The following is a 13,627-nucleotide window of genomic DNA, read 5'->3' as shown; positions in this document are numbered from 1 at the left end:
CCAACCTTCCCCCCCCTCCACTACGGCCTGTACACAAGCACCGGGCCGGTACGCGAAGACTGGACGCCGCGCACCTTCCGAACGGCGGCTCCCACCAGGGCCGCCGCCTGTTCCACCTCCTCCTGCGTCGTCATGAAAGACAGGGAAAAACGCAGGGAGGAACGTACCGCCTCATCAGATAATCCCATAGCCGTTAGCACATGGGAAGGCACAGGCTGCAGCGTGTGGCAGGCCGAACCTGCCGAACACAGCAGGCCGGCAGGTTCCAGCAACAGCATCAGCGCTTCCGCCGTACACCCGTCAAACGCCAGATTGGAAGTATTAGGAATACGTTCCGTTCCTCCGGAATGCACCGTCACGCCCCCCACCTGTGCCCTCAGGAGAGCCTCAAAAGAATCCCGCATCCGGGACAGCCGTCCGGCGTCTTCCTCCAAGTGCCTCAATGCCGCCCGCGCCGCCGCACCAAAACCAATGATTCCCGGAACATTCTCCGTGCCGGACCTCAGGCCGTACTCCTGCCCTCCGCCGAACAACAAAGGGGAAAAAGGAGCCCCCGCTCTCCTGTACAGACATCCAATCCCCTTGGGGCCATGAAATTTGTGTGCGGATACGGAAGCATAATCCACTTCCATTCCGTGTAAATCCACGGGAATTTTCCCGGCGCACTGAACCACATCCAAATGCACGGGAACTCCGTGCTTCCCGGCGGAGGAACACAAAACCGCCGCATCCTGCAATGCGCCTGTCTCATTATTGGCCCAGGCAAAAGAAACGCCGGATACTCCCCCCGCGCACATGGACTCCCATTTTTCCGGAATCGCTCTCCCTTCCCCGTCCACGGGGCAGACACGGCCGCAGCCCAGGGCCAGGGCAGTTTTCAGGGAGGCGTCATGGTCCGTGGACAAAACGCCTATCCCTCCCTCCCGCACCCCGGCCATCTGGCGGAAAGCCATATTGGACGCCTCCGTTCCGCCGGAAGTAAATATAATTTCCGAAGGAAATGCGCCCAACAGGGCGGCAACGGCCTCACGGGCCTCCTCCACGGCCTCGCGCACGCGCCTGGCACAGCCGTAACCGGCGGACGGGTTGAAAAACCGTTCTTTTAAAAACGGCTCCATGGCCTCGTAAACCTCCGGGGCCAGCGGTGTGGTGGCGTTATTATCCCAATAAATCACGCCTTCATAACTCCCCCAATCGCGGGAAGGAGTCAAGCCGGAACATAATGCGCGGCTGCACAAGATCACTCTTCACTTTTACCCGTAATTCCGCATAATGCCTTTCATGCGTTTTCTCATCACGGCAGGCCCCACCAGGGAAGCTATTGACCCCGTCAGATACCTCACCAACCACTCCTCCGGGAAAATGGGGTATTGCCTGGCGGAAGCGGCTGTTCACGAAGGCCACAGCGTCCTTCTCATCTCCGGCCCCACGTCCCTGGACATTCCGCACGGAGTGGACTTCCTGCCGGTGGAATGTGCCCAGGAAATGTATGACGCCGTCAAAAACCAGGCCCCCTACGCAGACGCGGCCATCCTCAGCGCCGCCGTGGCGGATTACCGCCCCGTCTCCGTTCCGGACCGCAAAATCAAGAAAACGGGGGAACGCATGATTTTAGAACTGGAACGTACTGCGGATATTTTGGGCTCCATGCGCGCGGAATTCGGCTTCAGAGGCATTCTGGTAGGCTTCGCGGCGGAAACTCATGACGTGGAAAATTACGCGCGCGGCAAACTGGAACGCAAGCGGTGCGACATGATTGTGGCCAACGACGTTTCCCGCAGCGACATTGGTTTCAACTCCTCTGAAAATGAAGTGCTGCTCGTTTATCCGGACCGGACGGAGCTTCTGGAAAAAGCGCCTAAAACGCAAATTGCCCTCCAAATCATCGAGCGCGCATGCCGTCTCGCACAGGGGAAAGCTCCGTCATGCCGGCCGGCAGACCCGTTCCACGCTTGAACCGGAAGAAGGTTTGCCCCACGATTCCATGCCGGCATGTAAATGCCGGCGGCCTTTCCCAAAACTACATTTTCCATTTTCATGCCCGTCACTCTTCAGGATTTAGGCTGGAACGACCACTTTCAACGCGCTTTCGACGCCGTTGCCAAACCAGGCTGGGTGCCGGGGCGCCTCATCCGGGAAACGAAAATCAACTTTACTGCTCTTCTGGAAGGGGGGGAAGATATAGATGCCGTCATCAGCGGCAAACTCTGGCATGACGCGGCCACGGATGCGGAACTGCCCGCCGTTGGAGACTGGGTGGCGATCGACCCGGGGGAAACGGGAGACGAGGCCGTCATACGCTCCATTCTCCCGCGCCAGACCTGTTTTTCCCGCAAAGCCCCAGGGAAAAGCAGCGCGGAACAGGTATTGGGAACCAATGTGGATATCGTGGCCGTGGTGACGGAGCCGGGAACGGACTTCAACCCCAGGCGCATGGAGCGCTACTTCACGCTCATCCGCCGCAGCGGAGCCTCCCCCCTCATCCTGCTTAACAAAACGGATCTTTTTTCCAGGGAGGAAGTGGCAACAGCCATGCAAATCCTGCGGGAGCTTTCCCCGGAATGCGCCATGATCAGCATCAGCGCCCTGCACAACAGGGGAATCAGGGAATTCCGCAAATGCCTCTCCAAGGGAAAAACCATCTGCATCGTCGGGTCCTCAGGCGTTGGGAAGTCCACACTGGTCAATACCCTGCTGGGGGATGAATGGCTCTGGACAGGAGAAGTCAATGAAGTAACCGGCAAAGGGCGCCATACGACAGTGGCGCGGGAATTGGTGCTCCTCAGGCATGGCGGTTTGCTGATTGATAATCCCGGCATCCGGGAAATACAGATGTGGACTGATGAACATACTCTCCGTGAAAGCTTTGCGGATTTGACGGAGCTGGCTCATGAATGCAAATTCGCGGATTGCAGCCACGGTAAAGATTCCGGCTGCGCCATCAGGAAGGCCGTGGACGAAGGGAGGCTGGACAAGGAGCGGTACTTGAACTTCCTGAATTTGGAAAATGAAATCGCCCGGCTTGCAAAACGCCAGAAAAAAAGGCAAATGAACGTGGAACGGGCCGGAAAAAGAGACCGGAAAGTGCAGGCCCGGAACTACGAAGACCGCGTGGAACTGGAACGCCGCCACAAACCCAACCACCGCAGCCATGACTGATGCTCCTTCAGAATTGGCTTGTCAAACTGCAAAAACACGCTTAATGGTGAAAAAATGCTATCCTCATGCAGCTTCATCCGCACTTCCCTGGCTCTTCTGGCGTTAGGGACGCTTCCCTTATCCGCAGAAGAACAGGCGGTTCCCGCCGCAGGCGGCCCTGTCGTGTCCATTACTGACCTGAACCCCGTAAAGCTGGAGAGGGATTCCCGCAGCAAGCTTCTTGTAGCGCAATGCGCTGTCAATGGAGTCCCATGCAATCTTATTGTGGACACGGCGGCTTCCCACACCACATTTGACATCAAATTCATCAAGAAGAATTTTCCCGGTCTGCCTCTTGAAGACGTTCAAATCGCCCCTGGTTCCAACGTCCGTGCCGCCCCCCGGCTATTTGCCATGCGGTCTTTCTCCATGGGAGGGCTTCATATTAAAAATTTCTTCGGCCTTGCCCTGGATCTTACTCCCCTTCAAAAGGATATGCAGGTGAAAGTGGACGGCATTCTGGGGATCAACTACCTGGGGTTCTCCCCATTCCTGCTGTCCGTCAGGAACGCTTCTCTGCAGTTTCTGGAACGCTCCCGCTTCCCCGTCCAATACATGAAGCCGCTGGATGTGGAACGAGGTCCTTCCGGAATTTTTTACATCCGCTGTTCCCGTGGGGGAGACGCTTTCCCCCTGGCCCTTGACTCCGGCTCTTCTCTTTCCATGGCGCCGGTGGAACAGTGGCCCGTGGATCCGAACGGCCATCAGCTCACCACCAAAGCGACCGACATTAACGGACACAACGGGGATTGTACTGTCATGAAACTGGGAATCCCCTCCACGCTCCGCATGGGACCGGACTTCCAAATGGACGGCCTTTCCTTTGCCGTAACGGGAACAGGGGGCCGATACCAGATTGGCGTGGACACCTTCCAGCATTTTGACATCATCATTGATGCGCCGCAAGGGGAAGTTTTCGCCCTCCCGCCCCATTCCAGGCCGGAGCCTCAGGGGCAGAAAACTCCCGATATTAAACGGGAATCTTGAGCATGATGCAGATCATGCGAATGGTCCGGGCCGTAGCGCCGAAATGGGCCTTCAGCGCCACCTGGGCGCGGGAAGACTGGGCATGAGCCAGCAGGGGATTGTCCAGCATCTCCTTGAGCACGTCCGCCAGACGGTCTTCTCCACACCTGGTGATTCCGTCCACGCCTTCAAGCAGCTGGACCAGGCCATCGAAATTTTCCATATGAGGCCCCGTCAGCACGGGCACGCCGCAGGCGACGGCTTCAGCCGGATTCTGGCCACCGTCCGCCAAAAAGCTTTTGCCGATCACGGCTACATCCGCCAGCGCAGTCCAGTCCCTCAATTCCCCCGTCGTATCCGCGATGTAACAAACATGGTCCTTCAGGGTTTCCGGAATTTCCCCATCAGTCCGCAGCACGCACTGCCAGCCCTGGGCTTCCAGTTCCCGCACCACGGCATGGCGGCGTTCCGCATGCCTGGGCACGATCAGGGGAAAGCCCCCCGCCTTGCGCGCCGCCTCCGCAATCAAAACTTCCTCCCCGTCATGCGTGCTGGCGGCCAGCACTACAGGCTTGCCGCGTTTCAGCTTGTCCAGAATGGAGGCAAACTCCGCATTAACCTCCTTGCGCTCCGCCATTTGCTGGTCAAATTTGATGCTTCCCGTTACATGGATGATGGAGGAACGCACGCCCACGGATTCAAACCTCCGGACATCTCCCTTGTCCTGTACGCCCATAGCGTCAAGGAAGGAAAAATAATACTTTGAAATCCATTTAAAAGCGCGGTAACGGCTCTCGGATCTGGCGGACATGCGGGCATTAATCATCGCCATGGGTATGCCGCGCACCCTGGCGGCGCGGGCAAAGTTCGGCCACAACTCGGCCTCCACCAGAACAATGGCTTCCGGTTCAAAACGGTCAAAACACCTTCCCGGCAGGCCCAGAAGGTCAAAAGGGGCATAAATCACGCGCACGCCGGGAACCTGCGCATTCACCGCCGTATCATGCCCCGTAGCCGTACTGGTGGCCAGCACGGCGGAACCTCCGCGTTCCCGGAGCCACGCCCGGAGAAACTTGAGAGCCAGCACCACTTCACCCACGCTTACGGCATGCACATACAATACCCCCTTCGGTTCCCGGTTATAAGAGACCCGGTACAGCCCGAAACGCTCCAGAAGCCCCGTGCCGAATCCGCCTCTTCTCTTCTGCTTAAGCAGATAGGAAGGCAGCGTCACCAGCCACCCGACGGTATACAGAATATTGTAGCAGAAGGAAAACAGGAAGGCTTTCATCTTACTTCTCAGGTAATTGGTAGAACAGCAGCATATTTTTCCCGTACCGGCGGGTATCCACCAGATTCAGGCCGTCAATTTCCGCGGCGCCTTCCCTTCCGGTACCCCAGCCCTCCTGCACTTCCGCAATAAACACGCCGCCGTCCTTCAATAGCCCGGCAACTCCTGCCTCCGCCAGCTCAACAATAAAGTCGCGGTCCGCCGGCCCCTTGCAATAAGGAGGATCTGCAAAAATAATATCGTACTTCCTGCCGGCCAGCAGGTCCCTTTTTACAAACTGGACGGCATCCCCCTGGATAACGGTTCCGCCTTCCAAACCTGTTTTGACGAGATTGGCCTTGGCCGCCGCGCAGGAGAGACGGGAAAAATCCACCATGCGGGCGTTTCCCGCCCCACGGCTGAGAGCCTCTAGGCCGAAAGCGCCGGACCCGGTAAACAAATCCAGCACGTCGGCCCCGTCCATCAGCGGATTCAGGATGGAAAAAACGGCCTCCCTGACCCGGTCTGTCGTGGGACGCACTTCCCCTTTGGGAACAGACAGGGTTATGCCGCCGGCCTTTCCGCTGATAATACGCATTGTTGTCTTACCGGAAATGAAAGGAACATCATATCCCTACTGGCGGGCCTTGGCCTTGGCCTTCTCCAGCAAAGGGTCCCCCGCGATGCGGGTGACGGGAACGCGCAGAACAATGGACTGGTTGGCAATGGCAACATTGTCCGGGTTCTTTTCGGACATGTTGTAAACGAAATAGGCATATTTGCCGTCCTTGCTCTTGCCCGCAATGATAGTCTCCGTCAGGGTGGAAAGGATGGTTTTCTTTTCCATCGTCCATTCCTTGCCGCTCCACGCGCCATACACATTCAGTTCGTCATAGGACACGTCCCCTTTCAGGGACAGGGTTCCGTTGGGAGAAATCCACGACTTGGTGCTGGAATCATACTTCAGCGTGCTCATCGGCAGCGGCCCCTGCTGCGCCACAGCAGCCAAATCCCATATATTCCGTTCTCCCGAAGCGAAAATGCCCAGGGCCACAGGCGCTACTTCCTGCACCTGCTTCAGCTTCCAGCACTCCAGATACTTGGCATACTCGTCCTTGGTCCAGCCCAGGCGTTCATCATACGGGACGGGCTGGCCGGGGACAATCTGGCTGACAAGCTCTTTCTTGTCCTTGTCGGGCAGGGAGGCGAAAACGCCGTCTATCTTTTCCATAAACGGCTGCAGGCTTTCATCAAGCACAACGCTGACGGCGGCGGCTTCCGCCATTTTGCCGACCGGGAGATATTCGCCAACTATTTCCGGCTTTTCCGCTGCGGACAGGGAAGAAACCAGAACGGGGACCATCAGTGTTAAAGCCAGATTGCGGAGCGCTTTCATAACGTGTTCGTACATTTTACTCAACAAAAGACCCTTGGCAAGAGTCAAAGTGAGTGTTATCCGTATGCATATCATGAGTTGGAAGTTACTTTTCACTACCCTGTCCGCCGCTCTGTGCCTTGCTTCCTGCGTATCCACCCCGGCATCACGCATCCAGAAAAATCCGGCCCTTTTCAATTCCCTCCCGCCCAGCCAGAAAACACTGGTGGAATCCGGGCAAATTGCGGAAGGGATGTCTCCACCGGCCGTTTTCCTGGCCTGGGGGGACCCCTCCGCCGTAGCGGAAGGCAACCTTAACGGGAAATCCGCCACGCGCTGGATTTATTCCTCCCTTCAGCCGGTTTACACTCCGCCGCCCTCTTTCTGGGCCGGACCTTACTGGGGCGGCCCCTACTGGGGGCCGGGCTTCTACCGCCCCTATTACCCTTATTACAATGATGTCACCTACGTTCCGGTAAACACCGGATACGTGCTCTTTATCAACGGCAAAGTGCAATCCTGGGAACGCAGACGCTGACAGCAACGGGATCTGTGCCATGAAATGGAATAAGGCGGCGCAGCCAAAAGGAGGGCTATCTCCCGCTGACGCGCCGTTTTTCTCTCCGCGTTTCCAAATGCTTCTCTAATCCCCGCCCCCGGACAGGGGGCGTTCCAGTTCCTCCCGGAATTTGGGAAAGAACGCTTTCAATTCCCCGGAAACCTTCGGGTATTCCAACCTCATTTCCGCCAGGGCCTCCACAATGGCGCACAAGCAGACGAGCCGGGAATACCACTTGTTGTCCGCCGGCACCACATACCATGGAGCCTCCCGGGAAGAGGTATGGCGTATCATCTCCTCATACGCTTTCTGGTACTGGCCCCAGAATTCGCGTTCGTGGATATCTCCTTCTGAAAACTTCCAGTTCTTGTCCGGAGTATCCAGCCGCGCCAGAAGGCGCTTTCTCTGTTCCTCCGGAGAAAGATTGAGGAATATTTTCACAATGCTCGTCTTGTTGGCGAGCAGGTGGCGTTCCAGATTATTAATGGACCTGAACCTCTCCTCCCAGAAAGCACTTTTGGCATGGGCGGGATTAAATCCCTCTCCGGCCAGAAACTCCGGATGCACGCGCACGCTAAGAACTTCTTCATAATAAGAGCGGTTGAAAATGCCAATCATTCCCCGCCTGGGCAGACGGGCTACACACCGCCACAGGAAATCATGGCTCCGCTCCAGCGTGGAAGGCTGCTTGAAGCTGCTGACTACGCACCCCTGCGGATTGACGCCTCCCATCACATGCTTCACAATGCCATCCTTCCCCGCGCTGTCCATCGCCTGCAACACCACCAGCAGAGCATAAGACTCGCTGGCATACAATACTTCCTGAAGCTGTGCCAGCAATTCGATGCCCTTTTCCAGCTTATCCACGGCCTCTTTCTTGCTGTCTTTGCCCAGTTTGCCGAGATCGCCCGGGTCATAGCGGGACAACTTGAATCCCCTGCCGTCCGTCACCCGGTACGGTTCAATAAATTTCCTGCATCTTTTGACCAGGCGGGAAGAAATATCCATCATTCCTATAATGACACCGCCCCTTCTCAAACTGTTGAAACAACAGTAAAACATCAATGCTTCTCTGTTTGAAGAATTCCACCTCGGCGATAGACGACACTTCCCGGCATAATCAGGAACGTTCGTCCTTGCCGTCCCCATTGCATAAAAGCAGAAGTTAACATCACTGCCCTGCAATAAGATCCAGCCGTGCAGTAAAAACGGCGCAATCAAAAAACAACCAGCGTCTTTGGCCCCCTCCTGAAAAAACAGGATGATAAAAATATCCAGAATATATTAAATAACTTTATCCAGCAGCCTTCCGTTTCCTGCTGCATGGCGCACAATGCAGTATAACTTCATCAATCCAAAAATTTTGATTATTCAGGGAAACAAGAAGAACAAAAAAGTAAAATCCGCCATGTTTGACGCCTTCGTCATTGCCTTTCCCCGCTCTTTCCTATTCCCGGCACATAGTGCAGGTCAATATGGCGGGACTGCATCTCCAGCTCCTGTTTTTACAGGAAAACAATCACACTTCTATTTGAATATCAATGAACAGATATTCAAATAGATTTATTTTTCTTCTTATCTCTGCAACTTTGAAAAGCTCTGAATGCTTTTATCCCGGAAAATATATTGCCGCCGGATATGTAATCCGCGGGAAAATGTAATTTCTATGAATATTGCTTAAAATAAAAAACTTACTTACCAAAACGAACCTGGTCTGCGGGAGTATTTTCCAGCTTGCAGTCTTCAAGGGTCCATGTGCGTGGAGGCAGCACCTTGTTATCTTTAATCAGAATATTGGCGCATCTTCTGAATTGGAAAGGTTTCTGCCCCCACCCCTTAAACTCGTCATTGTAAATGACTTTATTATTGATGAACCTGAGGTTGTCCGTGGAAATGGCGAACAGCAGCGGCACATCGAACGTCTTGAAAACATTATTTTCTATCAGCACATTGCGATGATAGTAATCCTTCTGTCTCCCCAGCTGCTTGACTTCCGGGTAAATGGAAATGATGGCATTCGTAAACTGGTAACGCGAGGTCAGGTTATTAATGAATGTATTTTTGCGGATCACCACTTCATGGCAGGCGCCACTTTCATACCACCCCTGGGCATCCCCTGCCAATAGAATGGCGGAGCCGGAGGAATGGTCAAACAAATTGCCCTCCACCAGCACTCTCTCCGGCGTTGTAAAAAGAGATCCTCTGGCTCGGTTGTTGCGGACAATATTGTTGCGGAAAACCACGGAAGGGTAAAAATCCGCATTCTCCACGGCATCCCCGGCCCTGACGGAGGAGGGGAGCGGCTCTTCCACCGTAATCACCATCTCCGCGGAATTCTTTTTCACTGCCGTCTTCACGGTGGCCGTTCTGCCGGGTTCCAGCGTAGGACCGTTGATGAAACGGATTTTTTCACCGGGAAGAAACACCTCAAACCCCACCGCCTGCCGATGCATGTATTTGCACTTCAGGGTATGGCTGTCCACTACTTCCATCACGCCCAGGCAGGTGGAATGAACATTGATGGCATCATCCATCATCCCTTCGAACAGGGCTTTCTCCACCACGATTCCGCCCCGGGTATTGGAAAAATGGGTCGCGTCCGCTCCGGCGGTGTGTACGCGCCCCGTGCCTTTCCTGACCATGACTCCGCCGCCTTTCATACGAAAGTCCTCCGATCGCTGGACCAGCAGGGCCATGCCTGAGCTCTGGTGCAGAGATACGTCATTCAGTGATGTTTTCCGAGCCCGGTACACCACGCATCCCGGATGGGGGCGGTTATAATTCCGAAGAACCAGCGTATCCCCCGGCTTGATTCCCTTCTGCCTGAGGTTCCAGGACAGACGGAGACGGCTCCCGCCCAGCGGCTCCACATGCCCGTTCCAGCCGATGTCCGATGTATTGGCGATAATATGTCCCGTCCCTTTCTCAAAGGCCATGCAGCTTCCCATTCCTTCTTCCCAGCCTTTCCCCTGGAAAACGAACCTGTTGTTCCGGATTTCGTAAGGGTAGGCCTTTTTGTCTATTTCCACTTCCGTGAACCGGTCATCCGTCTTCACGACGCGCGCCTCCGTGCACCAGGACCGTTCGTAATCCACGGATAAACGGTTGATGCTGACATTTTCGCTGTCCATCACCAGGAGGGGAACCACCTTGCCGTGAAAAAGAAACAGGGAACCATTGCCCTCCACGCGGACATTCCGCAAATCGGCCAGAGGCACACACACCGGATGAATCAGCGGCTGGTCATGGTTGGAAATATGGAAACTCATGTTCAAAGCCCCCTCCGGATAAAAATGGTAAATGCCTCTGGGGATGTTCAAAACGCCCCCGCCCTGCCTCCGGAGAGCGGAAACGGCAGCCCGCAGCGCCGGCCCCTGATCTTTTCTGACGCCGGGAACCATGCCGAATTCAGAGGCATTCACCACAGCTCCTTTCATCCCCTGCCCACTTCCTGTCGTCTTCCAGGCCAGATCTACCCAGTCCGCATGGTCGTAGGAATTATTGTCCACCCGGTCGGCCATCAGGTAAAGATGCCGTATGCCGTTTTCCGCCACCGGAATGGAAAACTTCTTCGCGGCCATCCCCCTCCTCATCACGCCGGAACTCCATAAAACCTCGGACCCGCTCATCACGCGGAATTCCACGCTTCCGTCTCCATCCGCACCGTCATCAATGCCGCATGCACCTTCCAGCCTCAAAACTTTCGGGTTTTCCGGAACGGGCAGGGGAATCATGGACGTAGCGTGCGTACCGATTCCCGTGGCATATTTTTTGCCGCCTATGCTCAACCCCGCATTACTGAAAGACCGGTCCAACCGGGTTTCCCCCGTCTCCTGGCGAGTCATCAGCAGGCTGGAGGCAGGAACTTTTACGGCTATGGTTCCGGATTGGGCAGCTTCTTCCTCGCCCCGGGACTGTGCCGGGAATAATCCCGCCAAACACGCTGCAACTACAAAACTCCATGAAAACATCCGGCTGAACATATTTTTTATACTCCGTTCCCGTATTCCTTCTATCAGAAAAAATATGGATCGTCCAGAAGCTTCCATCAGAGAAAAAGAGAGATTGCCTTCCATACCGAATTCAGGGACACTGTCTCCATGCGATCAGCATTCTTCCTACTGCCCGGCATCCTGCCGGCTCTTTCCGCCTGCGGGCGCGGAGGCGCCACGCTTGAAACGGATAACGTCCAGGCGGAATGGTTCCCCAACGGCAGCAGAACGGCGATTGTCCTGGAAGGGGAAAGCGAACCCGTTTCCGAACGGGAAATCCGGCATCCCCATTCCGGCATGACTCTTTTTTACCATTCGCTGGGGGACGGCAGAGGAACTTTGGAAATCGCAGGAGGGGTTCCGGAAACGGCTACAGTAACATACTGCCAGGGAGCGGCTTCCGCGGAGCTGCATTTCAAAACAGCCTCCCGGGAAATACTCCTGAATGACGTACGCCGCCCGGACGCGAATGAAAAAACGGCCTTCCTGAATGGCTGGAGCTGCCAGGAACGGGGCACAGCCCTGCTCCGTTCCGGGACAGCCGGAGCCATGACCACGGAAAAAAACGTCCCATGAATCTTCTGAGAATACTGAAAACGGGAACATGGAAAATCCCGTGCGCACTTCTGCTTGCCGGGGTTCTGGCTCTGGCATGCGTCCAGTGTTCCGTCCGTTCCCTGGTGTACCTGCCGCCCCAACCCAAGGACAAAACCGCGTATCTGGAAAAACGTGCCGCCTGGGAACCGCATCGGCGCACCTTCCACCATAATGGGGCCAAACTCAGCGGATGGCTTATTGAAAAAAAGGGGCAGCCCCTCCTGGTATATTACGGAGGGAACGCCATGGATATTTCCATGATGCTTCCCTACCTGGACCGTTTTCCCCATGCCAAGCTCCTGGTCAATTACCGCGGGTACGGGCTCAGCACCGGCTCTCCTACGGAACAGGATATCATGGGAGACTCCCTGGCTATTCTTGACTCCGTGCTGAAGGAAACCGGAAGAACGCCGGACGACGTCATCCTGGTCGGGCAAAGCCTCGGTTCCGGAGTCGCTACCCAGGTAGCCTCCGTCAGACACGTGAAAAAACTGGTGCTGCTGGTCCCTTTTGACAGCCTTCTGGAAACTGCCCGCGGTCTCTTCCCATACCTGCCCGTCAGGCTTCTCCTTCCGGACCACTTCCGGTCAGACCTGGCCGCGCCCAAAGTCGCCTGCCCTGTCAGCATCCTGGCTGCGGGAGCGGATGAAGTCATTCCTCCGCACCACGCCAAACGGCTCCGGGACTGTTTCTCCGTACCGGTCAGTTACCAGGAATTCCCCGGAGCCATGCATAATACCATCTGGCTCAGCCCCGGCTTTGATAAAGCGTTTTCTCAAAGCATCGGGTACTGATCTCCGTTTTATTCCGCAGGAGCCAGAGACACGCGGCGCAGGCAGCTTCCTTCATGTTCCAGCAGCAGCCATGAGGTTTCTTCCGGCAGCGCTTCCGGAAACAGGTTGGCCCATTCGACAATGAGCACAGTCTCTCCGTCCAGATACTCTTCCCACCCTATGCCAATCAGCTCGGACTCATCCTTCAGCCGGTAAAAATCAAAATGGCATGCCGGCAGGCGTCCGTCAGCATGCTCATGCACCAGGGAAAATGTCGGGCTGGCAGCCGCCTCGGAACTCCCCAGCCCCTCCATAATGCCCTGGGTCAGGTGCGTCTTTCCGGCCCCCAGCTCACCCACCACGCCCAGAATTTCGCCGGGCATTAAAATTTTACCTATTTGCCTCCCCAGCTCCCTCATTTCCTCCGGGGAATGAGTCAAAACGGGGCCGTTTCTAAAAATTTTATGCCATTCGCTCATTTTTCCATGAAATTTTGCTTGTCTAAAATAAAGTCATATGGTTTATTGCGGCTCCCGCATTTGCGGGCGAACCTTAACAGTGATAGCAATGGCATACGCAATTTTCAAAACAGGTGGCAAGCAGTACCGCGTCCAGACGGGCGACGTGATCGACGTTGAATGCATCAATACCCTCGAAGAGGGGGCCGAAGCAAGCTTCGATCAGGTGCTTATGGTGGAAAATGACGGAAAAGTGACCGTCGGCGCCCCCATGGTGGAAGGAGCTACGGTCTCCGCCAAGGTGGTCAGCCAGTTCCGCGGCAAAAAGATCATCGCTTTCAAATTTAAGCGCCGCAAGGGCTTCCACAAGAAAAAAGGTTCCCGCCGCGCCATGACGAAGCTGGAAATCACTGCTATCAACGCCTAATTTCAACCCTTA

At 55.5% G+C, this 13,627-nt stretch carries 15 protein-coding genes; 8 read left to right on the top strand and 7 right to left on the bottom strand.

Annotated features, from left to right (window positions below):
• Positions 1-20 precede the first annotated feature (20 nt).
• Positions 21-1,211, bottom strand: coding sequence for a cysteine desulfurase family protein (locus CI070_RS12695; protein ID WP_179218486.1), 1,191 nt, complete (start codon positions 1,209-1,211; stop codon positions 21-23).
• A gap of 70 nt (positions 1,212-1,281) precedes the next feature.
• Here CI070_RS12695 and CI070_RS12690 point away from each other — a divergent pair, with 70 nt between their 5' ends.
• The 3 genes from CI070_RS12690 (at position 1,282) to CI070_RS12680 (ending at position 4,185) form a co-directional block, all read left to right on the top strand.
• A complete protein-coding gene (locus tag CI070_RS12690) occupies positions 1,282-1,956 on the top strand; it encodes a phosphopantothenoylcysteine decarboxylase (protein ID WP_256943583.1) in 675 nt (224 codons plus the stop codon).
• Between the two features lie 81 nt (positions 1,957-2,037).
• Positions 2,038-3,159: a ribosome small subunit-dependent GTPase A gene (gene rsgA, locus CI070_RS12685; RefSeq protein ID WP_094136995.1), complete on the top strand. Its 1,122-nt coding sequence runs from the start codon at positions 2,038-2,040 to the stop codon at positions 3,157-3,159.
• 54 nt (positions 3,160-3,213) lie between these two features.
• Positions 3,214-4,185, top strand: coding sequence for a retropepsin-like aspartic protease (locus CI070_RS12680; RefSeq protein WP_094136942.1), 972 nt, complete (start codon positions 3,214-3,216; stop codon positions 4,183-4,185).
• Here the strand turns inward: CI070_RS12680 and CI070_RS12675 are convergent.
• From CI070_RS12675 to CI070_RS12665, 3 genes are read right to left on the bottom strand one after another with little or no spacing between them, the layout of a single operon-like run.
• On the bottom strand, positions 4,169-5,455 hold the full coding sequence (locus CI070_RS12675) for a 3-deoxy-D-manno-octulosonic acid transferase (protein ID WP_094136941.1): 1,287 nt from the start codon (positions 5,453-5,455) through the stop codon (positions 4,169-4,171). The two genes, CI070_RS12680 and CI070_RS12675, sit on opposite strands and share 17 nt — an antisense overlap.
• A gap of 1 nt (position 5,456) precedes the next feature.
• Positions 5,457-6,032: an RsmD family RNA methyltransferase gene (locus CI070_RS12670; protein ID WP_094136940.1), complete on the bottom strand. Its 576-nt coding sequence runs from the start codon at positions 6,030-6,032 to the stop codon at positions 5,457-5,459.
• Positions 6,033-6,068: 36 nt separating this feature from the next.
• Complete coding sequence (locus tag CI070_RS12665; protein WP_218824903.1) at positions 6,069-6,905, bottom strand: hypothetical protein; 837 nt, start codon at positions 6,903-6,905, stop codon at positions 6,069-6,071.
• Here CI070_RS12665 and CI070_RS13710 point away from each other — a divergent pair.
• The gene (locus CI070_RS13710) at positions 6,904-7,347 is read left to right on the top strand and encodes a hypothetical protein (RefSeq protein ID WP_179218484.1); all 444 of its coding nucleotides are present in this window, start codon (positions 6,904-6,906) and stop codon (positions 7,345-7,347) included. The two genes, CI070_RS12665 and CI070_RS13710, sit on opposite strands and share 2 nt — an antisense overlap.
• A gap of 105 nt (positions 7,348-7,452) precedes the next feature.
• Here the strand turns inward: CI070_RS13710 and CI070_RS12655 are convergent, their stop codons facing one another.
• A complete protein-coding gene (locus CI070_RS12655) occupies positions 7,453-8,379 on the bottom strand; it encodes a polyphosphate kinase 2 family protein (RefSeq protein ID WP_094136937.1) in 927 nt (308 codons plus the stop codon).
• A gap of 322 nt (positions 8,380-8,701) precedes the next feature.
• On the opposite strand from CI070_RS12655, the gene CI070_RS14005 reads away from it, so the two are divergent.
• The gene (locus CI070_RS14005; RefSeq protein ID WP_094136936.1) at positions 8,702-8,929 is read left to right on the top strand and encodes a hypothetical protein; all 228 of its coding nucleotides are present in this window, start codon (positions 8,702-8,704) and stop codon (positions 8,927-8,929) included.
• Positions 8,930-9,059: 130 nt separating this feature from the next.
• On the opposite strand, the gene CI070_RS12650 is transcribed toward CI070_RS14005, so the two are convergent.
• A complete protein-coding gene (locus CI070_RS12650) occupies positions 9,060-11,306 on the bottom strand; it encodes an NPCBM/NEW2 domain-containing protein (RefSeq protein ID WP_179219383.1) in 2,247 nt (748 codons plus the stop codon).
• A gap of 162 nt (positions 11,307-11,468) precedes the next feature.
• On the opposite strand from CI070_RS12650, the gene CI070_RS12645 reads away from it, so the two are divergent.
• On the top strand, positions 11,469-11,936 hold the full coding sequence (locus CI070_RS12645) for a hypothetical protein (protein WP_094136934.1): 468 nt from the start codon (positions 11,469-11,471) through the stop codon (positions 11,934-11,936).
• The gene (locus tag CI070_RS12640) at positions 11,933-12,751 is read left to right on the top strand and encodes an alpha/beta hydrolase (RefSeq protein ID WP_012419535.1); all 819 of its coding nucleotides are present in this window, start codon (positions 11,933-11,935) and stop codon (positions 12,749-12,751) included. Before CI070_RS12645 ends, CI070_RS12640 begins: the two co-directional genes overlap by 4 nt.
• 8 nt (positions 12,752-12,759) lie before the next feature.
• Here the strand turns inward: CI070_RS12640 and tsaE are convergent, their stop codons facing one another.
• The gene (tsaE, locus tag CI070_RS12635; protein WP_233461160.1) at positions 12,760-13,170 is read right to left on the bottom strand and encodes a tRNA (adenosine(37)-N6)-threonylcarbamoyltransferase complex ATPase subunit type 1 TsaE; all 411 of its coding nucleotides are present in this window, start codon (positions 13,168-13,170) and stop codon (positions 12,760-12,762) included.
• Positions 13,171-13,297: 127 nt separating this feature from the next.
• On the opposite strand from tsaE, the gene rplU reads away from it, so the two are divergent.
• Positions 13,298-13,615: a 50S ribosomal protein L21 gene (gene rplU, locus CI070_RS12630; protein WP_094136932.1), complete on the top strand. Its 318-nt coding sequence runs from the start codon at positions 13,298-13,300 to the stop codon at positions 13,613-13,615.
• The last annotated feature ends 12 nt before the right edge of the window (positions 13,616-13,627 follow it).

This window comes from Akkermansia muciniphila (assembly GCF_900184965.1).
GTDB lineage: Bacteria > Verrucomicrobiota > Verrucomicrobiia > Verrucomicrobiales > Akkermansiaceae > Akkermansia > Akkermansia muciniphila_A.
Note: the sequence above shows the minus strand (reverse complement) of the source record. Positions and strands in the feature narration are given on the sequence as shown.

Coding starts and splice junctions, on each gene's coding strand:
- CI070_RS12645 (WP_094136934.1), top strand. CDS start 11,469: ATGCGATCAGCATTCTTCCTACTGCCCGGCATCCTGCCGGCTCTTTCC.
- CI070_RS12640 (WP_012419535.1), top strand. CDS start 11,933: ATGAATCTTCTGAGAATACTGAAAACGGGAACATGGAAAATCCCGTGC.
- CI070_RS12655 (WP_094136937.1), bottom strand. CDS start 8,379: ATGATGGATATTTCTTCCCGCCTGGTCAAAAGATGCAGGAAATTTATT.
- CI070_RS12665 (WP_218824903.1), bottom strand. CDS start 6,905: ATGATATGCATACGGATAACACTCACTTTGACTCTTGCCAAGGGTCTT.
- rsgA (WP_094136995.1), top strand. CDS start 2,038: ATGCCCGTCACTCTTCAGGATTTAGGCTGGAACGACCACTTTCAACGC.
- rplU (WP_094136932.1), top strand. CDS start 13,298: ATGGCATACGCAATTTTCAAAACAGGTGGCAAGCAGTACCGCGTCCAG.
- CI070_RS12670 (WP_094136940.1), bottom strand. CDS start 6,032: ATGCGTATTATCAGCGGAAAGGCCGGCGGCATAACCCTGTCTGTTCCC.
- CI070_RS12680 (WP_094136942.1), top strand. CDS start 3,214: ATGCTATCCTCATGCAGCTTCATCCGCACTTCCCTGGCTCTTCTGGCG.
- CI070_RS14005 (WP_094136936.1), top strand. CDS start 8,702: ATGCAGTATAACTTCATCAATCCAAAAATTTTGATTATTCAGGGAAAC.
- CI070_RS13710 (WP_179218484.1), top strand. CDS start 6,904: ATGAGTTGGAAGTTACTTTTCACTACCCTGTCCGCCGCTCTGTGCCTT.
- CI070_RS12690 (WP_256943583.1), top strand. CDS start 1,282: ATGCGTTTTCTCATCACGGCAGGCCCCACCAGGGAAGCTATTGACCCC.
- CI070_RS12675 (WP_094136941.1), bottom strand. CDS start 5,455: ATGAAAGCCTTCCTGTTTTCCTTCTGCTACAATATTCTGTATACCGTC.